At 63.6% G+C, this 19,257-nt stretch carries 21 protein-coding genes and 1 tRNA gene; 11 read left to right on the forward strand and 11 right to left on the reverse strand.

Going from position 1 to position 19,257, the window contains the following annotated elements; translation table 11 throughout:
• Window positions 1–187 precede the first annotated feature (187 nt).
• Window positions 188–598 carry a hypothetical protein gene (locus OQE56_RS13630; RefSeq protein ID WP_267225112.1) on the forward strand — a complete coding sequence of 137 codons (411 nt, stop codon included), beginning with the start codon at window positions 188–190 and terminating at the stop codon, window positions 596–598.
• Between the two features lie 81 nt (window positions 599–679).
• Here the strand turns inward: OQE56_RS13630 and OQE56_RS13635 are convergent, their stop codons facing one another.
• Window positions 680–904, reverse strand: a complete 225-nt coding sequence (locus tag OQE56_RS13635) for a hypothetical protein (RefSeq protein WP_267225113.1) — start codon at window positions 902–904, stop codon at window positions 680–682.
• A gap of 257 nt (window positions 905–1,161) precedes the next feature.
• Here OQE56_RS13635 and OQE56_RS13640 point away from each other — a divergent pair, with 257 nt between their 5' ends.
• The gene (locus tag OQE56_RS13640) at window positions 1,162–1,899 is read left to right on the forward strand and encodes an SDR family oxidoreductase (RefSeq protein ID WP_267225114.1); all 738 of its coding nucleotides are present in this window, start codon (window positions 1,162–1,164) and stop codon (window positions 1,897–1,899) included.
• Here OQE56_RS13640 and OQE56_RS13645 read toward each other — a convergent pair.
• The gene (locus tag OQE56_RS13645; protein WP_267225116.1) at window positions 1,867–2,769 is read right to left on the reverse strand and encodes a LysR family transcriptional regulator; all 903 of its coding nucleotides are present in this window, start codon (window positions 2,767–2,769) and stop codon (window positions 1,867–1,869) included. The genes OQE56_RS13640 and OQE56_RS13645 overlap by 33 nt on opposite strands.
• Before the next feature lie 234 nt (window positions 2,770–3,003).
• On the opposite strand from OQE56_RS13645, the gene OQE56_RS13650 reads away from it, so the two are divergent.
• Window positions 3,004–3,624, forward strand: coding sequence for a TetR/AcrR family transcriptional regulator (locus OQE56_RS13650; RefSeq protein ID WP_267225118.1), 621 nt, complete (start codon window positions 3,004–3,006; stop codon window positions 3,622–3,624).
• Window positions 3,608–5,026, forward strand: a complete 1,419-nt coding sequence (locus OQE56_RS13655) for a nitrilase-related carbon-nitrogen hydrolase (RefSeq protein ID WP_267225120.1) — start codon at window positions 3,608–3,610, stop codon at window positions 5,024–5,026. The genes OQE56_RS13650 and OQE56_RS13655 overlap by 17 nt, the downstream gene beginning before the upstream one ends.
• An 88-nt stretch (window positions 5,027–5,114) precedes the next feature.
• Here the strand turns inward: OQE56_RS13655 and OQE56_RS13660 are convergent, their stop codons facing one another.
• From OQE56_RS13660 to ftsY, 6 genes are all read right to left on the reverse strand, one after another.
• Window positions 5,115–5,393, reverse strand: a complete 279-nt coding sequence (locus OQE56_RS13660; RefSeq protein WP_267225122.1) for a hypothetical protein — start codon at window positions 5,391–5,393, stop codon at window positions 5,115–5,117.
• A 687-nt stretch (window positions 5,394–6,080) separates the two neighbouring features.
• Window positions 6,081–6,156, reverse strand: a tRNA-Phe gene (locus OQE56_RS13665).
• 69 nt (window positions 6,157–6,225) lie between these two features.
• Window positions 6,226–6,504 carry an oxidative damage protection protein gene (locus tag OQE56_RS13670; protein WP_267225124.1) on the reverse strand — a complete coding sequence of 93 codons (279 nt, stop codon included), beginning with the start codon at window positions 6,502–6,504 and terminating at the stop codon, window positions 6,226–6,228.
• Window positions 6,505–6,529: 25 nt separating this feature from the next.
• On the reverse strand, window positions 6,530–7,561 hold the full coding sequence (mutY, locus tag OQE56_RS13675; protein ID WP_267225127.1) for an A/G-specific adenine glycosylase: 1,032 nt from the start codon (window positions 7,559–7,561) through the stop codon (window positions 6,530–6,532).
• Window positions 7,558–8,643, reverse strand: coding sequence for an AsmA family protein (locus OQE56_RS13680; protein ID WP_267225129.1), 1,086 nt, complete (start codon window positions 8,641–8,643; stop codon window positions 7,558–7,560). Before OQE56_RS13680 ends, mutY begins: the two co-directional genes overlap by 4 nt.
• A gap of 13 nt (window positions 8,644–8,656) precedes the next feature.
• Window positions 8,657–9,805 (reverse strand): signal recognition particle-docking protein FtsY, encoded by a 1,149-nt coding sequence (gene ftsY / locus OQE56_RS13685; RefSeq protein ID WP_267225131.1) that lies wholly within the window; start codon window positions 9,803–9,805, stop codon window positions 8,657–8,659.
• A gap of 74 nt (window positions 9,806–9,879) precedes the next feature.
• On the opposite strand from ftsY, the gene rsmD reads away from it, so the two are divergent.
• From rsmD to OQE56_RS13720, 7 genes are all read left to right on the forward strand, one after another.
• The gene (rsmD, locus tag OQE56_RS13690) at window positions 9,880–10,449 is read left to right on the forward strand and encodes a 16S rRNA (guanine(966)-N(2))-methyltransferase RsmD (RefSeq protein ID WP_267225134.1); all 570 of its coding nucleotides are present in this window, start codon (window positions 9,880–9,882) and stop codon (window positions 10,447–10,449) included.
• A gap of 95 nt (window positions 10,450–10,544) precedes the next feature.
• Window positions 10,545–11,066 (forward strand): pantetheine-phosphate adenylyltransferase, encoded by a 522-nt coding sequence (coaD, locus tag OQE56_RS13695; RefSeq protein WP_267225135.1) that lies wholly within the window; start codon window positions 10,545–10,547, stop codon window positions 11,064–11,066.
• A 400-nt stretch (window positions 11,067–11,466) separates the two neighbouring features.
• Window positions 11,467–11,970 (forward strand): hypothetical protein, encoded by a 504-nt coding sequence (locus OQE56_RS13700; protein ID WP_267225136.1) that lies wholly within the window; start codon window positions 11,467–11,469, stop codon window positions 11,968–11,970.
• 137 nt (window positions 11,971–12,107) lie between these two features.
• On the forward strand, window positions 12,108–12,362 hold the full coding sequence (locus OQE56_RS13705) for a YfhL family 4Fe-4S dicluster ferredoxin (RefSeq protein WP_267225137.1): 255 nt from the start codon (window positions 12,108–12,110) through the stop codon (window positions 12,360–12,362).
• A 3-nt stretch (window positions 12,363–12,365) separates the two neighbouring features.
• Window positions 12,366–14,090, forward strand: coding sequence for a gamma-glutamyltransferase (ggt, locus tag OQE56_RS13710; RefSeq protein WP_267225138.1), 1,725 nt, complete (start codon window positions 12,366–12,368; stop codon window positions 14,088–14,090).
• A 2-nt stretch (window positions 14,091–14,092) separates the two neighbouring features.
• Window positions 14,093–14,935: an MBL fold metallo-hydrolase gene (locus tag OQE56_RS13715; RefSeq protein ID WP_267225140.1), complete on the forward strand. Its 843-nt coding sequence runs from the start codon at window positions 14,093–14,095 to the stop codon at window positions 14,933–14,935.
• Window positions 14,936–14,967: 32 nt separating this feature from the next.
• Entirely contained in the window at window positions 14,968–15,984 is a 1,017-nt protein-coding gene (locus OQE56_RS13720; RefSeq protein ID WP_267225142.1) for a TMEM43 family protein, read from the forward strand.
• A gap of 1,086 nt (window positions 15,985–17,070) precedes the next feature.
• On the opposite strand, the gene OQE56_RS13725 is transcribed toward OQE56_RS13720, so the two are convergent.
• The 3 genes from OQE56_RS13725 to flgM all read right to left on the reverse strand — a co-directional run bounded on the left by OQE56_RS13725 (window position 17,071) and on the right by flgM (window position 19,184).
• Window positions 17,071–18,330 (reverse strand): EAL and HDOD domain-containing protein, encoded by a 1,260-nt coding sequence (locus tag OQE56_RS13725; RefSeq protein ID WP_267225144.1) that lies wholly within the window; start codon window positions 18,328–18,330, stop codon window positions 17,071–17,073.
• A gap of 90 nt (window positions 18,331–18,420) precedes the next feature.
• Window positions 18,421–18,867 carry a flagella synthesis protein FlgN gene (locus OQE56_RS13730; RefSeq protein WP_267225145.1) on the reverse strand — a complete coding sequence of 149 codons (447 nt, stop codon included), beginning with the start codon at window positions 18,865–18,867 and terminating at the stop codon, window positions 18,421–18,423.
• On the reverse strand, window positions 18,864–19,184 hold the full coding sequence (flgM, locus tag OQE56_RS13735) for a flagellar biosynthesis anti-sigma factor FlgM (RefSeq protein WP_267225146.1): 321 nt from the start codon (window positions 19,182–19,184) through the stop codon (window positions 18,864–18,866). Before flgM ends, OQE56_RS13730 begins: the two co-directional genes overlap by 4 nt.
• Window positions 19,185–19,257: the final 73 nt, after the last annotated feature.

A 19,257-nucleotide genomic window follows, 5' to 3' on the forward strand; every position in this document is an offset into this window, starting at 1 on the left:
GGAAAGACCTGCGCCTGATCATGTGATGCAAGGCAGGATGGATCACAGGCCGTCAGATCTCGCGCGACATGGTTATGCTGCGGCCGAATTCAAGCGCACCGGCGCTGACAACATGTGATGCATGTCCAGATTCGATGTGGAGCGGGAGTTGCGTGAGACTGCCGAGCTGGGTCGTGGAGTGAAGCGAATGGAACTTAAGACAGAGATATGGGAACGGGTGAGGGCGTTCGCGCTTTCGCTCGCCAGTGAAGATCAGCCAGAAAGGTATCGGCTCAACTACAACGCTCTCAAGGATTACTGCGAGGCGCAGAGCGCTGCTGGTGATGACCACCCTTTCTTGTGGGAAAGCCTTGCGGATTTCACCCTGGACGATGACGCTGCCATTGCGCTTTATCTCCGGGCACTGAGTCTGGCCGCGGGCGATGAGGGGCGTGAGTATCGGGTGTCCATCCGGTTCGCACTGGCCCACCGTTACAAGCACAAAGGCGAGACGGCGCTGGCGCGTCAGTACGCCATCGAAGCCGACGACGAAGCGAGGGAAACGGACGACCGGGAGCTTCGGCGGAGAATCAGCCGATTCTTGCTGTCGCGGGACTGAGCGTCGCGCATCGATAGGCGTGGCCGGTTCACTACCGTTGGTGTGGCAAGTGAATCCAGCCCCATGATGGCGTTCAAGCCATCAGGTCGATTGCGCACCCGTCGTAGCAGCAGGCTTGCCAATCACCTCCGACGCCATGGCATAAACGCGCCTCGCGAACACCATGCCGGAAACGAACTTTGCCTTGGCGTCCGCCTCGAGCTGTGCGTCACCCTTGGCCATCTCGATGCCCATGGTGAGGGTGTTGTAGAGGTCCCGGATGTTGTCCTGAAAAGCGTCGTTGATTGCTTGCTGCTCGTCCATCATGTGTTCTCTCCGTAGATTCGATGGGTCCAACGTGGGTCGATGCGGTGCCTACTCCGAGGCGGTACGGCGTTACGCTGCCCAGGCGCGGAGTGATTGACCGCAGCAGCGCCAAGGCGGGCGTTCCACCAAGTCAACCAAGCCTTCCGGATGATGGCAAGCCATCCATCGGCATTGCCGATGATGCGCATCGGAAATTCCCGTTTCTTTGCAGGGGTACCGATGGCTTACAACGTCGCTCCCCGTAGAGGAGATCCGGAATGCAAAGCATCGAGAAGGTACAGGAGCACACGCTGATTGTGGGTGGTAGCTCGGGTATGGGCTTGTCGCTGGCAGCGTCGCTGCTCGCCGATGGGCACAAGGTCACCATTGCAGGGCGCACGCAGGAGCGTCTTGATGAGGCACGCCGCTGCCTGCCGCAGGGTGCGCTGCTCTCGACCGTGGCGACTGATATCACCAAGGAAGATGAGGTGATCAAGCTATTCGGGCAGGTGGGGTCGATGGATCACATCGTCACGACAGCGGCGACGCTCGACGGTGTCTATCGCTTGTTGCCCGAGCTTGAGCTGTCGGCCATTCGACGCGCTATCGATTCGAAGCTGCTGGGCCCGCTGCTCTTGGCGAAATACGGCGCACCCTCGCTATCGAGTCATGGCTCGATCACGTTCACCTCGGGCATCGCCGCGTATCGGCCCGCAGCACGTGGATCCGTGGTAGCCGCAGTCAATGGCGCACTCGCTTCGCTCGCCTATGCCCTGGCCATCGAGCTTGCACCGATACGCGTCAACGTCGTTTCGCCCGGCTGGGTCGATTCGCCCATCTGGGCAGCCGTGGCAGGCGATAAGAAGGCCGAGATGCTTGAGGCCATGGCGGATCGATTGCCGGTGGGGCGGGTGGGGCAGCCCGCCGATATTGCGCAGGCCATTCAATTCCTGATGAGCAACGGGTTCGCCACCGGTACCGTGTTACATGTCGACGGCGGCCATCGCCTCGTGTGATGGGGCGTTCAATACATCCAGAAACGTTCGCAGCGCCGGCGGCATCACCGTGTGCCGGCGCCACATCACATGGATGGCCGCGGACTGCTTGTCGCCATGCCACGGGCGCACGGTAAGGCGCTTGTCGCGGAGAGGAACGGCGATACGAGGCATCAGGGCGCAGCCGGCGCCCTGAGCCACCATGGCGCAGATCGCCGCCAGACTTTCGAACTCGCCGACAATATCGGGAGCCACCTCGCTCTGATTCAGCACGGCCTGGTCGAAGAGGCGCCGATAGATGCATCCCTTGGCCGTCACGAGGAATCGTTCGCCCTTCAGATCGGCGGCGGTAATCGTCCTTTGACGCTTCCATGGATGCTGTGCGGGTGCAATCACCACCAGCTCTGAGGTATCCACAACGGTGCTGGCAAGGCTGGGATCCGGCTCAGCGTCGAAAACCACGCACGCATCCAGGTCGCCGCGCCGCACGCGGGCGAGCAGGTCGCCGGTTCCCGCCACCTCGACTTTCAATGTGACGCCCGGCCTGACTTGCCGCAAGCGTTCGAGCGGCGCCGATAGCCATTGGGCGCTCAAGGTCTCAAGCGCACCCAGCGAAAATTCGCCGCCCGTCGTGGATATACCGGCGACGGCGTGACGCGCCTCGCGGTCCAGTTCCAGCAGGCGATCGGCATAGTCGAGCAGTCGGTGGCCTGCTTCAGTCAGTTTCAGCTTGCGGCCCGACCGGTCGAACAGCGTCGTGCCCAAATCCGTTTCGAGCGATTGGATCTGCTCCGTAACGCTTGATTGGGCCAGATGCACTTTCTCCGCCGCGCGCGTAAAGCTGAGCGTGGAAGCGACGGCGGCGAAGGTGCGCAGATGTCGAAGCTGCATGGCGAGGTCATCCCTGAGGAATCACGGCAAGTGGTGCATCGGTGAACAGCGCGCAGAGCAGGGTGCTTCCCGGGGCGCCTGGGTTTGCCTTGTCAGCACGAATCCCCCTGTAGTTCCACCTAACGGCGTGAGAATGGGGGCATTTCGAAAAAGAAAAAGCATCCCGAATCCTTTCGTCATGCTGACGCAAGGCGTCAAGTGAACGCCCGGCGGACGGCAGCACTGCCACAGGTCATGGTTGACGCGTCAGACGGGCATGTATACGGTGTATACATGCCTCGCCTCACGACACCTGAAAAGATTCTCAAGGCCGCCCTTGCTCTCTTCGAGAAGGAGGGGCCGGACGCCGTGAGCATGCGCCGCGTGGCCAGTGCTGTTGGCATCACCCCGATGGCAATCTATCGGCACTTTCCCAACCGTGAGGCGCTGCTAAAGCAGATCGCCGACAACAGCTTCCAGACGGTTGCCAAGGCGTGGGCGCCGCTATCGAGCCGCTCCAAAACGCTGCAGCGACTCAGCAGGCCCCTGGAGCATTACCTCGATTACGCGCTGACCCACCCGCACCTGTTTGACTACGCCTTCTCTGTGCGCCGCGACGACGCGCGCCGTTTTCCCGAAGATTTTCGCGATCGCCAATCGCCCACTCTCAACATCATTGCGGATGTGCTTGCCGAAGGTATGCGTCAAGGCGAGCTCCGTCAGGACGATCCCTGGGATGTCGCGATGATGCTCTGGGCGCACGCCCATGGACTGATCACACTGTTTCGCGCCGGTCGCTTCAGTTACGACGAGAAGCAATTCCGCGTCTTCTATCTGAGCTCTTTGGAGAAGGTGTTCCATGGCATCAAAGCTTGAACACAATGCATTACTGAAGGGGCTGCTGGCGACAGCGCTATCTGCCATCGCGTGGTGGTTCGGTAACGGTGTCCAGCCACTATGGTGGGCCGCATGGCTGGCGCCGCTTCCCATCCTGTGGCTTGCTCCACGGGTCCCTGCGAGTGGTGCAGCATGGGCGGCACTGGTCGCCTACGCCCTCGGCATGCTCCATGTGTGGGGCTATCTGCACGATGCCATTGGCATTCCGTTGACGTTTATTGCCTACGCCGTTGTTACGCCGGGAATCGCGCTGGCGTTGTGCGTGCTTCTCTATCGCCGCTTGTTGCTTCGGGGAAACGCGCTGGCCGCGATGGGGGCGGTGCCGGTGCTATGGGTGGTGCTTGAGTATGTGGGCAGCCGTGTTTCGCCCCATGGCACCTTCTTCAATCTCAGCTATTCGCAGATGGATGTGGTGCCAGTAATCCAGATCGCCGCGATCACTGGTATCTGGGGCATCAGCTTTCTGCTGCTGCTCATGCCCACTGCGCTTGCCATCGTGGCCACGCCGCGAATCACCCGAGGCAAACGGGCTGCCGCCGCGGCCATTGCTCTGGTTTGTCTCGGTGCCGCACTCCTTTATGGCAGCTATCGTCTGCGGGAGCCGTCCACTTCCTCGTTACGCATCGGCCTGGTGTCGCTGGAGCAGCGTGGCCAGCCCGCGCTGGATAGCGCAGATGGGCAGGCCCTCGTCGCACACTACGCCGACGCCGTGCAGCGCCTGGCGCAACAAGGCGCGCAAGTGGTCGTTATGCCGGAGGCTTCGCTCGTAACGAGCCAAGACACGATTCCCGAATTTGCACAGCTTGCTACGCAACATCATGTCGTTGTGGATTTCGGCGTCGACTACCGGGGTGAGCAGGGCGTTGAGCGCAATATGTCGATGGCGTTCCAGCCAGGTGCGCCCCTTCCCTTGACCTACAGCAAGCATCATCTGATTCCCGGATTCGAGGCCAAGTACACGCCTGGCCGCGAGTACCAGATGCTCGAAGGGCTACCTCGCATCGGCCTGGGCATTTGCAAGGACATGGACTTTACCGACACGGGTTTTGCTTATGGCCATCGCCGTGCCCAGCTTTTGCTGGCGCCCGCCTGGGACTTCGATATCGACGGATGGCTGCACAGCCGCATGGCAGTGATGCGCGGCGTTGAACAAGGATTCGCCATTGCCCGTGTCGCGCGCCGTGGCCGTCTTACGCTCAGCGATGACCGGGGCCGCGTGATTGCCGAAGCCACCAGCGAAGGTAACGGCGCTGAATTGGTCGGAGACCTGCCGTTGCGCGAAACCCATACGCTCTACGCCCGATGGGGCGACTGGTTCGCATGGCTGAATGGCGGTGCGCTACTGGCGCTGATAGGTCTGGCTAGTATCCGACGCCGATAGGCGCGCACCGTCTACGCGATAGCTCGCGTGCATTATCCCGATATTCTCGTGACTGGTGAAACAAGCTCGACGTCTACGCGCGATTCCATCATTTCGCTTGCGACATGAGTTGCGGTCCGTCGCTAAAGAGATTTCGACGCCGCTCTACGGCTGAGGTGAGGGCGTTCGCAAGCTCCAGCGCTTTCTCCTCAGTGAGAAGAACTTGTGCAGGGCCAATGTAAAGCCAGATAGGCTCAGGTGCGGCTTTCACCCCCGAACCAAAGACCCCGATTGTTCCATCGGTGGGGTTTGCCTCAAGTTTAAGGACGCGTTTTGATGCAGCATCATCGCGCCAGCCAAACATGAACGCTGTTTCTTCGGTAGCCATGAAAAGGGTCTCGTTCGCCACGCGCAATTATCCTGTTCTATTGAATGTCCATATTTTGAAAAGAGCGCGTGAGTCTGTATGTCAGATCATTCCTAAAAGGGGAGCGCCAAGCGCCATGCTCTCGACCCTGGTGACCGATATCACCAACGCAAAGGACTTGGTTGAGCTGTTTGCATAGGTGGGGCCGCTCGATCACGTCGCGGCCACCGCAACGACGCTTGTGGGTGTATGACCTGCTGCGCGAGCTCGAGCTGCCGGCGATTCCTGGCTGCTGGGCCCGCTACTTCTGGCGAGGTACGGTGCACCAGGTGAGCACGTTCAAGCCCTCGACGCCGCATCTGTCGACGATTTCTTCATCCTAGTCACGTCAGAAAAGACGGAGCTTGCTTTGCTGATGGCACGCGCGCTTCAGCTTAGCCATTTAGCAGAGGCGCCATCCGTTCCCGAGAGGGCGAAGGAGGCGCTGGAACGAATCGCGAAGACGTCGCGCTTGAACGCGGTGAGGGTGAGGGCGGTCTTCAGTTAGGACCAGGCCAAATCCGTATGCGGTTCGACCTCATTGGCACGATGCCGGGGCGTATCAATATCACGCGCTCGTATGGAGCATTCCTGGTGTGCGCCGGTCTTGCATACGACTTACATAACGAAAAAGCCCATCCGGTCGGGATGGGCTTTTTCGTTGAATCATGGTGGCCGGGGACGGAATCGAACCGCCGACACGGGGATTTTCAATCCCCTGCTCTACCAACTGAGCTACCCGGCCAAATTTTGTGCCGCAAACGTCAATGACGTCGCGTGGAGCCGTGCATTTAAACGGATGCGGGGCGCGGCGTCAAGACTTTGTGTCGGGGGCGACGTAGCCTTCGGGCTGTTTTACGTCGCCGCCGAACAGGAATTTCTCCATTTCCGCGCTCAAGAACTGGCGCGACTTGGGGTCGAGCGGGTTGAGGCGGTATTCGTTGAGCAGCATGGTCTGGTGGGCCAGCCATTGCTGCCAGGCCTGCTTGGAGATTTCGGCGTAGATGCGTTGGCCGAGCGGGCCAGGCCAGGGAGCGAAGTCCAGGCCTTCGGCGTCGTGGCCAAGCTTGGCGCAGTGAATGATGCGACTCATGCGATTCGGCTCATCGGTAGGTGATTCAAATGTCCTGCAGCAGGCTGCGCACGGGGGCGGGCAGGCCGAGGGCGGCGCGGTCGCTGGCATCGCACCAGCGCAGGGCGGGATTATCGGCGATTCGCAGGTGGGCTGTCGCCGCGTCGAATAGCAGCGGTTCCACCTGCAGGCGATAGTGGCTGAAGACGTGCGTGAATGCCGGCAATGGCTGCGCGTCGTCGATGGTTGCCAGCGATTGCGCGGCGCGCCAGGCGGCATCGTGGTCGCTGGCTTCGGGCAGGCTCCACAAGCCGGACCACACGCCTTGCGGTCCGCGCCGTTCCAGCAGCACGCGGCCCTTGGTGTCGCGCAGGATCAGCATCACGGTGTCGCGCGTGGGAATGCGTTTGGCCGGCTTGGCGGTGGGTAACTGCGCGGTGAGGTCGTCGCGCTTTGCAACGCAGCTGCCGGCGAGCGGGCAGGCGTCGCACTGCGGGCGCGTGCGCACACACAAGGTGGCGCCAAGATCCATGATGGCCTGTGTGTAATCGGCCGTGCGCCCGGCAGGCATCAGCGCATCGGCGTGCTGCCACAGTACTTTTTCTACGGCGCTTTGCCCCGGGAAGCCGTGGATGCCGAGATAACGTGTGAGCACACGTTTGACGTTGCCATCCAGAATCGGGAAGCGCAGCCCGTGCGCTTGCGCAAGGATGGCGCCCGCCGTGGAGCGGCCGATACCAGGCAGGTCGGCGAGCGCGTCGAAATCGCGCGGCAGTTCGCCGCCATGTTTTTCCACGCAGATCTGCGCGGCACGCTGCAGGAAGCGCGCGCGACGGTAGTAGCCCAGGCCAGCCCACAAGGCGAGCACGGTGTCTTCGTCGGCGGCAGCGAGATCGCGCAGCGTGGGCAGCGCAGAGACAAAACGCTGGAAGTACGGAATCACCGTAACCACCTGCGTCTGCTGCAGCATCACTTCAGACAGCCACACGCGATAAGCATCGCGCGGGTGCTGCCAGGGCAGGTCTTTGCGGCCGTGGTCGTCGAACCAGGCCAGCAGTGCATCAGCGAACGACGTCATGGCTGCTTGCGTATCGCCGCGGGCTTGGCCGCTGCCGGTTGTGCGGGCGCCGGCGCACTGGCAGCGGGCGCGGGTACATCGGTGCCGGCTTTGATGGTGAGGCCTTCAATGGAGATGTCGCCGGTGTCGATCCTGGCGATTTCAGCGTGTCCGTTGCCGGGCGGCACCGAGAGTTTCGGGCCGTCGTCGTGATCGAGCTGCGACCACCATGCGGTGAGTGCCAGCGGCGGAATGTGCAGGTCGGCGTGGTTGTCCGGGCCGTCGAGTTTCAGTGCCAGCATCAGTGGCGTGCTCTGGTCGGCAGGCACCAGCGAGAGTGAGGTGTCGTATTGGCCGGTGTCGGCGTGGTCGAGCTTGCCGGAAAGGTTGGCCGTGGCATCGGCAGCGCCGCGCCAGCGCGCGTCGCCGTTGAGCTGCAAGGTGAGCGTGGTGCTGTGGGCGAAGTGCAGGGCGATGCCGTCCAGTTCCAGTGCGCTGTTTTTGATGCGCGGAGTGAGCGACAGGCGCACCTGGGTGGGCACGTCGTGCGCATCCTTTGCGGAAACGGTGAGCACAAAGCGATGGTCGGCGGCGAGCCGGCCGGCATCCAGTTCCACGTCGCCCAGGAGCAGCTGGTTGCCGCGTACGAGGCTGCCGCGCGTGATGTGGACGCCCGCGTCGATGCGCGGAATTTCCGAGGGTGGCGTGGCTGGGCCGGAGGGCAGATCGTCAAGCCAGGATTGCAGCGCATCGAGGTCGACGCGCGGCGAGTCGATCTGCATTTTCGAGATCACCGTTTCGCCGCGAAACAGCGTGCGCCACGGCAAGGCGAGCGTGCCGCGCGAGGCGAGCAGGATGGGCAGGTTCGCGTTTTGCGCGCTGAGCGTGATGCCTTCCAGTTCCAGCGCGGGGCGCGGGAACAAAGCAGGCGTGGCGGGGCTGGCGAGGCTGAGTTCCAGGCCCGCGTTGCGCGCCTGGTTTTGCAGCATGGCGGTGATGCGCTCGGGCTGCAGCATCACGTGTACGGCGATAAGGGCGACCGCTACCAGCAGCAGCGTGGTGCTGCTGACGATGAGCAACGTGAGGCGGAGCCAGCGTGGCACCGGTCGCGTCTCCTCAGCCCTGGCCCAGGGAGGCGGGGAGCAGGCCGTCGACGTAGGCGTCCGCGTCGAACACGCGCAGATCGGTGGCGGTTTCGCCAAGGCCCACATAGCGAATCGGCAAGCCGAATTCGCGAGCCAGCGCAAACACGACGCCGCCCTTCGCGGTGCCATCGAGCTTGGTCACGACCAGGCCGGTAACGCCGACGATCTGGCGGAACTGGCGCACCTGGTTCACCGCGTTCTGGCCGGTGGTGCCGTCGATCACCATCAGCACTTCGTGCGGGGCTTCGGCGTCGAGCTTCTTGAGCACGCGGGCAATCTTGCCCAGCTCGTCCATCAGTCCACCTTGCGTGTGCAGGCGGCCGGCAGTGTCGGCAATCAGTACATCGGCGTTGCGCGAGCGGGCGGCCTGCAGGGCATCGAAGATCACGCTGGCAGAGTCCGCATCCTGACCCTGGGAAATCACAGGCACGTTGTTGCGCGCGCCCCAGGTCTTGAGCTGTTCCACCGCGGCGGCGCGGAAGGTATCGCCTGCCGCGAGCATGACCTGCTGGCCATCGTCGCGATAACGGCGTGCGAGCTTGCCGATGGTGGTGGTCTTGCCGACGCCGTTGATGCCCACGGTGAGGATCACGTAGGGCTTGAGGCCCGTCACGCTCAGCGGCTTTTCGACGGGCCTGAGCAGCGTCACCAGCGACTGGCGCAGCGCGGCGAGCAGGGCGCCGGCATCGGCGAACTCGCGCTTGTGCATGCGCTTGCGCAGGTCTTCCACCAGCGCGGTGCTCGCTTCGACGCCGACGTCGGCGGTGATGAGGGTGGTTTCCAGCTCGTCCAGCAGGTCGTCGTCGAGCTTGGGGTGGCGGGTGAACAGTGAGTTGAGGCCGCGCGCAAACGCGCTGCCGGAAAGACGCTCGCGCCAGCTGCGCTTGGCGGGCGCCGCGGCCTCGGCGATAGCGGCCAGTTCAACGGCTTCGTCTTCGGCAGGGGCTTCGGGTGGGGGCGGGGTTTCTGCCAGGGCTTCGTCCAGCGCGGGGCTGGCGTGGTTCAGCGAAACGGCGTCTGTGTCGTGCGCCAACCCGTCCGCTGGCGTGGCCTCAGCCGCAGGTGCGGCCGGCTGGCCCGGTGCGGTTTCGGCGGGTTTCTTCTTCCAGAACTTGAGCATTGAGGCAGCGATTCAAAGACAATGGACGGCATGCTACCACCCCCACCTGTACTCACCGCTGAGTTGCTCCGTTCATGAGGGGCGCGTCAGGGCGCATCCGCATCATCGGCGGGCAGCTGCGCAATTCACGTCTGGATGTCCCCGATCTGCCGGGCCTGAGGCCAACGGCCGAACGGGTGCGCGAAACGCTGTTCAACTGGCTGGCGCCGGTGATTACGGGGGCTCGCTGCCTGGATCTGTGCGCCGGCACCGGGGCACTGGGTATCGAAGCCCTGTCGCGTGGCGCGGCCAGCGTGCAGTTTGTGGAGCGTGACGCCAAGGCGGTGCTGGCCCTGCGCGATAACCTGGCGCGGCTAAAGGCTCAGGGGGGGCAGGTGGCCGCGCACGATGCGCTGTCGTTTCTGCAGGGGGCACCGCAGCCTTATGGACTGGTGTTTCTGGACCCTCCGTTTGCACAGGATCTTTGGGTTCCGCTGGCGCAACGGCTGGAGCAGGGCGGCTGGCTGGCCCCCGGGGCATGGATCTACGTGGAGTCGCCCAAGGGCAACGCACCCGTAGTGCCCAGCAACTGGACGGCGCATCGCGAGGGCACGGCGGGCGAGGTGCGCTACGCGCTCTATCGCCGGATAGCGCCCGTCGCCTGACGGCGGCGTATGGCTTTTCAGCGCGAAAACAGACTAGTCGGAGGCCCCGAACGGGCCTAAGCTAGCCGCCCCTGTCCCCCAGTGATCTCCGTCACGTGAACAAGTCGCCGGTCAATAAGCGTCTCGCCGTCTATCCGGGCACCTTCGACCCCATCACCAACGGCCATGCGGATCTGGTGACCCGCGCTGCCCCGCTGTTCGACCGCATCATCGTGGCGGTCGCCGAAAGCGCGGGTAAGGGCCCCGGCTTCAGTCTCAACGAACGCATCGCACTGGCGCGGCTGGCCCTGGCGGACCTGAGGAATGTGGAAGTGCGCGGCTTCGATGGTCTGCTTGCGCATTTTGTGGACGAGGTGGGCGCGGGCGTGATCATTCGTGGTTTGCGCGCGGTGTCCGACTTCGAATACGAATTCCAGCTGGCCAGCATGAATCGCCACCTGATTCCGCAGGCGGAGACGCTGTTTCTCACGCCGGCGGAGCAGTACAGTTTTATTTCGTCCACGCTGGTACGTGAGATCGGCCGTCTTAACGGCGATATTTCGGGTTTTGTGCATCCGGCCGTGCAGCAGGCGATGCGGCAGCGCTGGCAGCGCGAGCGCTCCAGCGGGGCTGATTGAGACTCGACCTTAAATGGGTTGCGTAGCTCCGTTGCTACCTCACCGTCGTTACTACCTCACCGTCATCCCCGCCTTCGCGGGGATGACGGTGAGGGAAAAATAGCGCTGAGGGTTGGAGCGCGGTTGGGGCGGATAATGGCGTGAGGTTGATACCGGTCCCGCCCCGCAGCGCAACACGTCTAGCGGTGTCGGGCTGGCCCACGGTCGTGTATGCTCGCCCGCATCCTGCGGACAGGACAGTCGCTCGCCGCGGATCAGGGGTACGCAAGGCTGGCATGGCTGCCATCGCTGCCATGGTCGCCATCGGAATCCCGATCCACCGGCCCTGTCGCGTGACGGCCGGAAGGTCCAGTCATCCAACGGATCCATTGACCAGATTCCACCATCCAAGGTGACCACCATGTACAAGTACGCTCTTCTTGCCGCCCTCGCGATCACCGGCCTCACCGCTTGCAACCAGCAGGACGAATCGGCACAGCAGCCCAGCGACCAGCAGGCCGCGCAGCCGGCTGCGACCAAGCCGACCGACCCGAACGACTCCAAGGCCTGGAACACCTATCTCGGCCAGATCGTCCAGAAGAACATGCAGGGCATGACGGCCGCCCAGCCGTACCCGTACCTGGTGCCGGCCGGCGACAGCGACGACGCCAATGCGGTGCGCCAGCGCCAGCTCGAGCAGGTTCAGGACACCGTGGCCCGCGGCGTGCTGCCGGGCAACATGCTGGTGTTCGCCGGTCCGGATTCGGGCAAGACCGCCGAGTTCGTGTCTGACGCCTTCAAGGATGCCAAGCCGGGCCAGTTCAAGGACGTGATCATCCTGGTGATCGGCGACGCCGCCGACAAGGACCGCGTCAACACCGTGCTGCAGCCGACCGGCGCCACGGTGCGTTACGTGAACATGTAAGTTCCGGTTTTCCGGAGCGATACCGAGCCCGCGGCGCGAGAGTGCCGCGGGCTTTTTCGTTATTTCTGGAAGCGGTAAAGCGGTTTTCTGCGGCGGGTCAGAGCGCGTCAGGGTTCCCCTGCATGTAAACTCGTGCAATGTCTCTGAAAATCCTCGATACCTGCGTCAACTGCGACGTCTGTGAACCGGTTTGCCCCAACAAGGCCATCTCGCTGGGCGAGGAGTACTACGTGATCGATCCGTCGCTGTGCACCGAGTGCATCGGTCACTACGACGTGCCGCAGTGCATAGAAGTCTGCCCGGTCGAATGCATCATCATCGACCCCGAGCACACCGAATCGCATGACGCGCTCGAACTGAAGTACCGCCACCTGATGGCCGCAAAGGAATAACGGATGAAGCACTTGTTGAATTGGCGAGTGACGCTGCTGGCTCTGCTCGTTTCCTCCAGCGTCGCTTACGCCGACAGCCGTCCCTCCGCTCCTCCTGCCGCCACCTCTCCCACGCATGCCATTGCGCAGCGTCCCGGCCATGCCGGTGTCGCCAGCGCGAATTTCCATGCCACGGAAGCCGGCCTCGAAGTGATGGCCAAGGGTGGTAACGCGTTTGATGCGGCGATTGCCGTGGCTTCCACGCTCTCCATCGTGGAGCCGGAAAGCTCGGGTATCGGTGGCGGCTTCATGGCGGTGATCCATCGGGCGGATGGGCATGAGGTGTTCATCGATGCGCGCGAAACCGCGCCAGCCTCGGTGAACCTCAGTGATTACCTCAACAAGGACGGCACGCCCAATCGCGACAACGCGCTCAATGGTCCGCTGTCGGCGGGTATTCCGGGTGAGCCGGCGGGTCTGGCGTGGCTCGCCGCGCATTACGGCAAGCTGCCGCTGAAGGACTCGCTGGCGCCGGCCATTCGTATTGCACGCGATGGCTTCAAGCCGGATGGCCGTCTTATCAACGCGATTACCGAACGCGAGAACGAGATTCGCCGCTGGCCGGCCTCCGTGGCCAAGTACCTGCCGGGCGACAAGCCGCCGGTGGCGGGTGAGGTGTGGCGCGACCCGGATCAGGCCCACACGCTGGAGTTGCTGGGTGAGCACGGCTTCGATGGTTTCTATCGCGGCGAGACCGGCAAGAAGCTGGTGGATGCCGTGCGTGCCGCCGGCGGCAACTGGACCGCAAAGGATCTGGAGAGCTACCAGGTGAAGGAGCGCACGCCGATCACCGTGGATTACCGCGGTTATCGCGTGGTCACGGCGCCGCCGGCCTCGTCGGGCGGTGTGGCCGTGGCGGAGATCCTCAACATCCTGGCCGGCTACGACCTCACCAGGCTGGATGATGCGCATCGCACGCATCTGGTCATCGAAGCCATGCGTCGCGCGTTCCGAGACCATAACGACTACCTCGGCGACCCCGACTTCGTGAAGATGCCGCTGGACATGCTGCTGTCGCCTTACTACGCGGCGGGTCTGCGCATGACCATCCTGCCGGACAAGGCCACGCCGTCGTCGATGCTGCCGGCCAGCATTGGCGTGGATCCCGGCATGCACACCACGCATTTCTCGGTGATCGACAAGGACGGCAATATCGCCTCGATCACGCTCACGGTGAACTACACCATGGGTTCCACTTTTGTGGCGGCTGGCACCGGCGTGCTGCTCAACGACGAGATGGACGACTTCGCGCTGGTGCCGAACAAGCCAAACGTATACGGCCTCCTGGGCAGCGCGGCGAACGCGCCGGCACCGGGCAAGCGCATGCTGTCGTCGATGACGCCAAGCATCGTGTTCGGTGCGGATCGCGTGGGCGTGATCGGTTCGCCCGGCGGCTCCACCATCATCACGCAGGTGCTTGAAGGCATTCTTGCGTTTATGGATGGCAAGGACGCGGCGGGCATCGTGGCGCAGAAGCGTTTCCACCATCAGTACATGCCCGATCGCGTCGACATGGAACCGGGTGCGTTCGATGCTGGTACGGCCGATGCGCTGACGCGCATGGGCTACACGCTGAAAGAGCGCAATCCGTGGGGCTACATGAACGTGGTCACGTGGGATCTGAAGGCGAACAAGCTCGATGCGGCCAGTGACCCGCGTCGTGAGTCGGGTCTGGGCAAGGTGCAGTAACGATGGAACTCTGGTCTCTCATTGGCAATTCGCAGCAGCTCGATGGCGGCGCCATGTTTGGCAATGCGCCGAAGGCACTGTGGTCCCGCTGGATCGCGCCCGATGCAGATAACCGCATTCCGCTGGCCTGCCGCTGCCTGCTGGTGAAGGACCTGGATGGCCGCAACGTGCTGTTCGAAACCGGCATCGGCGCGTTCTTCGAGCCCGCGCTGCGCGAGCGTTATGGCGTGGTGGAAGACCGTCACGTGCTGCTCGATTCGCTGGCGCAGGCCGGACTGACGCACGAAGACATCGACGCAGTGGTGTTGTCGCACCTGCATTTCGACCATGCCGGCGGTTTGCTTGCCGCATGGGAAGAAGGGCAGCCGGCGCGCCTGCTGTTCCCCAACGCCACGTATATCGTGGGTGCCGATCACTGGCACCGCGCGCTGAAGCCGCATCCGCGCGACCGCGCGTCGTTCGTGCCTGAGCTGCAAGCGCTGCTGGAAGCGAGTGGGCGGCTGGAGCTGGTGGAAGGGGATCATTCCAAGGCGCTGGGCGATGCCGTGCGCTTCAGCTATTCAGACGGCCATACGCCCGGCCTGATGCTGGCGGAAGTGGGTGGTGTGGTGTTCTGCGCCGACCTCATTCCGGGACGCTTCTGGGTGCATCTGCCCATTACCATGGGTTACGACCGCTATCCCGAAAAACTGATTGAAGAGAAGCGCGCCTTTCTCGACGACAAGCTGGCGCGGGACGTGCGGCTGTTCTTCACCCACGACCACGATTGCGCAGTAGCTCGCGTGGCACGTGACGAACGCGGCCGCTACAGCACGGCAGACGAGCAGCGTGAGCTGCGAGGCTAGTAACCTCACGGACTGAGAGCGGGGGGATCGATATGCAGCAATGGTTACGACGTGTGCTGGGGGCCCTGTTGCTATTGAGTGGCGCGGGTCTGGTGGCGATGACCGAGCAGGGCTTGCTCGATAACCGTCATGCCTCCGATCGGCATGGCGGCCAGATTCTGGACGTGGGCACGGGCGATTCGCCGCGCACGGAACAGCACGGTTACCTCGTGCGTGTCGCCGGCCCGGTGAACGTGGTTGAAGAGCCCTACGACCCGGAGTTTGGCCAGCGGGCGAAGGTGCCAGTGCTGACTCGCCGCGTGGAGATGTTTCAGTGGCGTGAGATACGCGTGGGTGGCGACGTGCACTACGAACAGGATTGGGTGGATCGCCCGGTCGACTCGCGCCGGTTCGCGAAGCCCTCGGGCCACACCAACCCCGAGCGCTTCCCTGTCGAGGGCAAGCAGTTCGATGCGGGGCAGGCGCGCGTGGGCGCCTATGCGTTGTCGCCGCCGGTATTGCATGCGCTTCCCGGCAGCGACGTGCTGGCGCCGGACATGAAGGCGGTGCCAGCCAATCTTGCGGCCAGTTTCGCGCTGTACGACCACTACCTGACCACCAGCACTCATCCGGAACAGCCTCGCCTGGGCGATTTGCGCGTGAGCTGGGAGGCCGTGCCTGCGCAGTTGGTCACCGTATTCGCGCAGATCGACGGTGATCAGTTGGTGCCTGCTGTGCACGCTGCCGATGGCAAGGGTTTTGACGTGCAGTCGGGCGATCGCTCGCTGGTGGATGTGGTGCCTGATGTACCGGCATCGCCATCCTTTGTCTGGCTGCGCCGCCTCGCTGCACTTTTTCTCGCTGCGTGCGGCGCGCTATTGCTGCTGCCAGAGCGTCCGAGGACCCATCATGACCTGATGCTTTCGGTGGGTGCTGGAGCGCTGCTGGTGGGTGCCGTGGCGTGTGTACTGTGGCTGGGGACGGATATAGCCGCGGGCGGAATCTGGTTTGGCATTGCGCTGCTCGGTATGGCGACGGCGGTGTGGCGTATCCGCGCTACGGCGGAGTGATCTGATGTCTTTGCCCTTTTCCCGCTGGAGCGCGCGAGGGGCATGGATGACCGAGTCGCGTCTAGGCGCTCGGTAGCCGAGCTCTTAGCTCCCTCTCCCCTCCGGGGAGAGGGTTGGGGTGAGGGGCGGGTGCTCGCGGTAGCGTTTCTATCCCTCACCGTCATCCCTGCGAAAGCAGGGATCCAGTGACTTTGCTCTGGTGTGAGGTTTCCGCACCCTGGCTCGCCTGCGGCGGGCTTCCGCTGTCCTGCCGGACAGCGGGTCACTTCTCTTTGCGTGGCCAAAGAGAAGTAACCAAGAGAAAGGCCACCCCGATGGCGCGCCTTCCGGGCTTGCAGCCCGGAAGGTGCGCGGGCGGGTTACGGGGTTTTTCGACAGGGCTTCCTGCCCTGACGAAAAACTGGCCGGCATCCATGCCGGCCACCCTGCGGGCTGATCCTCCACCCGCCCGCCGCGCCATAGGGGCCCGGAGGTCAAGAGCGAAAGCCAGAGCCAGAGCGGCGCGCGACGCGCGCCAGAAGCCAATCCTGTGGCCTCTCTGTACCGATGGTTTTCATGTTGGAGCGCACTTGTGCACGACCGCGGCCTCACGTCGTTGCCGCTTCGTAGGCTCGCCGCGCGCAGGGTGCGTTCCGACAGATAAAGCCGAGTGATGCAAGGCGATGCGATGTGCAGCGAAGCTGCACGAGCCGTATGCTTTTGATCTGCGGGGCCCCTGTGCGGCGGTGAGGGTTGGACGATCAGGCCCGCAGGGGGATCGGCATGGATGCCGATCCCTTTTCGTCAGGGCAGGAAGCCCTGTCGAAAAGCCCGGCCGACCCTCACGGACTTGCCGGGCTAACAGCCCGGCAAGCGCCAAGCGGGGTGCTCTTTCTTTTGGTTACTTTTCTTTGAGCAAGCAAAGAAAAGTGACCCGGCGATCGGCAGATCGTCGGAAGCCCGCGGCAGGCGAGCCCGGTCGCGGTAGCGCTACATCAGCGCCAAAGAGCAAAAAGCGAGAGATAGAAACGTTACCGCGAGCACCCGCCCCTCACCCCAACCCTCTCCCCGGAGGGGAGAGGGAGTTAAAGGCAAAGAGCTAAGTGATCAGTTCGGCCGCTGATCCGCAAAGGCGTAAACGTGATCCGCCCACTGCGTCGCCTCGAGATAGATCGCCGCCATGCGACGAATCACCTGCGGCTGCACCTCACCACCACGCAAATCACCCGCTTCCCAAGCGCGAATCTGCTCGAGCAACGGTGCAAACGGGCCACTATTTTCCAGCAAGGCACTACTGATCTCGCGCGCCAGCGGCAGGTGCCACAGCACGAAATCCATCGGCGCTTCCATCAACGTGTCGAGCAGCGAGAACAGACCAGCGGTGAAAGCCATCTCGCGCTGCTCGGCGGGCATGTGCTGGGCGAGCTTTTCGCACATGTGCGCGCGAATAAGCGCGGCGCGCAACAGTTCGGGCGGGCGGTCGCCCACGCCGCTGAGCGCCATCGTGTAGATCCAGTTACGGATGCGCGCGGCGCCAAAGAAAATCGCCGCCTGCTGCACGGACTTGAGCTGACGCGGCAGCGCGAAATAGGCGGAGTTCACGCAGCCCAGCAGCTTGTAGCTGAGGATGGCGTCATCGCGCACGATCTGTCCCAGCTCGACCGGGCCAGGGTTGCCTTCCTGCAGGGCCTTCATCAGGCGCAGCAGGCTCAGGCGGTTGGCGGTGAGCACGGGCACTTCCACCGGCTCCGGCTTGAGCAGGAAGCGGCCCTGGATGGCATGCACCGGCAGCTCTTCGCAGCGGTGATAGGTCGCGTGGTCGTCCACCTGGCCGGCAATGACGTGCGTGCCGCGGCCATGCAGATACACGCTGCGCGAACGCAGGGTGGCGGCGTCGAGCTTGCTGGCGTCCAGCCGCACGAACTGCACGAACTTGAGCAGCGGCTCTACCGCGGCGTTGTATTCCAGGGGCGTGTCGCCTGCGTCGAGCATCAGCGGGCAGCCGCGCTGCGCCATGCGCGCGAGGCGCTCCACCAGTGCGGGGTCGGCGGCAGACTCCGGTTTCAGCAGCACGCCGAAACGCGGCTGGTGCTGCAGTACGTCGGTGTCTTCCATCAGCAGCTCGCGCGAGAGCCGGAGGAAGGTGCGGTTGCCGCGCACCAGGCGGGCGAGGGCGCCGTCGGTGATGGTGGCGAGGGCGCGGCGCATCAGTGCTGCCTCGTCCTCGCTGTCGTTCTGGAACACGATTTCGTACGCGAACAGTTCGCGCTTGGTGTCCAGCATCGGAAGACGAATGACCGGCAGCGGTTGCTCGCTGGCTGCAGCGGATGCGTCATGGGCAGAGGGGATAGCCGCGGCTTCGCTCATGGTCGGTCAGTATGATCGTCAGTGGGTGGAGTCAGCGGTAGCCGCCGACAGGTGAGCGCGCGATACCGATGAGGCCGCGCGTCATGGTTTTCATGCCTCGGCCAGCGGTTGCGAACGCAGGCTGGTGTGCAGCTCGCCTGCGCGGCCGTACACGCTTGCTTCGGTGTCATTGCCGGTGAGTACTGCCAGCGCCTTGCGTACCTGCTGCAGACGGATACCGACCAGGTAACCGTTGCGCTGGTTGAGCTGCTCACAGGCGCGCAGCGATTGCAGAATTTCTTGCCACTTCGGAGCCAGCGTACGGCTGGCATCCGCTGCGCCCTGGCTCAGCTGCACGCGCTCGCCGTCGAGCTGTTCCAACCGCAGCATGAGCGCGTGCTTGGCAGCGCCCGTGCTGTTGAGCGCTTGAACGTCGGCAGATTCCAGGGCGGCGCGCTCGGTCCGGAGTGCGTCGATCAATTGCTCCACTGCGAGCCGCATCTCCTCGACCGCGGCCTTCAGGGCATGGTCCAGTTCGGCTTGCAGGGTGGCGTTCATGGCTTTTTGGTGAGCTGGCTTTCGAGCGAGAGCATGCGGTCGGCGATGCGACCGGCGTCGACACGGTAGGTGCCGTTGGCGAGCGCCTGACGGATCTGCGCCACCTTCCTGGTGTCGACCTCAGCGCCGTTGCCGGCGCGCGACGCTTCCTGCAGTGCGCGAGCGGAGTCAGTGATTTGCACGCGGTCATCCGAACCTGTGGTGCTGCCCGTAGCTTCGCTGCCGGCGGCGCCGGTGGCGTTCTGCGTCGTGCTGCCCTGGCCGCTGGGGGCCTGGGGAAGCTTGGGCAAGCCGTTGTTGGATATGGTGGTGTTCATGGGGGTCCGTTCTCTGAAGCGGTTTTGGCCCTGTTGCCAATAGCATCGGCCGTCAGGATGCAAACTTTAGTGG

The organism is Dyella silvae (genome assembly GCF_026421305.1).
Taxonomy (GTDB): domain Bacteria; phylum Pseudomonadota; class Gammaproteobacteria; order Xanthomonadales; family Rhodanobacteraceae; genus Dyella; species Dyella silvae.

Bases quoted from the DNA above. Each gene is read 5' to 3' on its own strand.
- OQE56_RS13720 (WP_267225142.1), top strand. From the start codon at position 14,968: ATGCAGCAATGGTTACGACGTGTGCTGGGGGCCCTGTTGCTATTGAGT.
- ftsY (WP_267225131.1), bottom strand. From the start codon at position 9,805: ATGCTCAAGTTCTGGAAGAAGAAACCCGCCGAAACCGCACCGGGCCAG.
- flgM (WP_267225146.1), bottom strand. From the start codon at position 19,184: ATGAACACCACCATATCCAACAACGGCTTGCCCAAGCTTCCCCAGGCC.
- mutY (WP_267225127.1), bottom strand. From the start codon at position 7,561: ATGACGTCGTTCGCTGATGCACTGCTGGCCTGGTTCGACGACCACGGC.
- OQE56_RS13655 (WP_267225120.1), top strand. From the start codon at position 3,608: ATGGCATCAAAGCTTGAACACAATGCATTACTGAAGGGGCTGCTGGCG.
- ggt (WP_267225138.1), top strand. From the start codon at position 12,366: ATGAAGCACTTGTTGAATTGGCGAGTGACGCTGCTGGCTCTGCTCGTT.
- OQE56_RS13645 (WP_267225116.1), bottom strand. From the start codon at position 2,769: ATGCAGCTTCGACATCTGCGCACCTTCGCCGCCGTCGCTTCCACGCTC.
- OQE56_RS13635 (WP_267225113.1), bottom strand. From the start codon at position 904: ATGATGGACGAGCAGCAAGCAATCAACGACGCTTTTCAGGACAACATC.
- rsmD (WP_267225134.1), top strand. From the start codon at position 9,880: ATGAGGGGCGCGTCAGGGCGCATCCGCATCATCGGCGGGCAGCTGCGC.
- OQE56_RS13660 (WP_267225122.1), bottom strand. From the start codon at position 5,393: ATGGCTACCGAAGAAACAGCGTTCATGTTTGGCTGGCGCGATGATGCT.
- OQE56_RS13630 (WP_267225112.1), top strand. From the start codon at position 188: ATGGAACTTAAGACAGAGATATGGGAACGGGTGAGGGCGTTCGCGCTT.
- OQE56_RS13715 (WP_267225140.1), top strand. From the start codon at position 14,093: ATGGAACTCTGGTCTCTCATTGGCAATTCGCAGCAGCTCGATGGCGGC.
- OQE56_RS13650 (WP_267225118.1), top strand. From the start codon at position 3,004: ATGGTTGACGCGTCAGACGGGCATGTATACGGTGTATACATGCCTCGC.
- OQE56_RS13640 (WP_267225114.1), top strand. From the start codon at position 1,162: ATGCAAAGCATCGAGAAGGTACAGGAGCACACGCTGATTGTGGGTGGT.
- OQE56_RS13730 (WP_267225145.1), bottom strand. From the start codon at position 18,867: ATGAACGCCACCCTGCAAGCCGAACTGGACCATGCCCTGAAGGCCGCG.
- OQE56_RS13725 (WP_267225144.1), bottom strand. From the start codon at position 18,330: ATGAGCGAAGCCGCGGCTATCCCCTCTGCCCATGACGCATCCGCTGCA.
- OQE56_RS13670 (WP_267225124.1), bottom strand. From the start codon at position 6,504: ATGAGTCGCATCATTCACTGCGCCAAGCTTGGCCACGACGCCGAAGGC.
- OQE56_RS13705 (WP_267225137.1), top strand. From the start codon at position 12,108: ATGTCTCTGAAAATCCTCGATACCTGCGTCAACTGCGACGTCTGTGAA.
- OQE56_RS13700 (WP_267225136.1), top strand. From the start codon at position 11,467: ATGTACAAGTACGCTCTTCTTGCCGCCCTCGCGATCACCGGCCTCACC.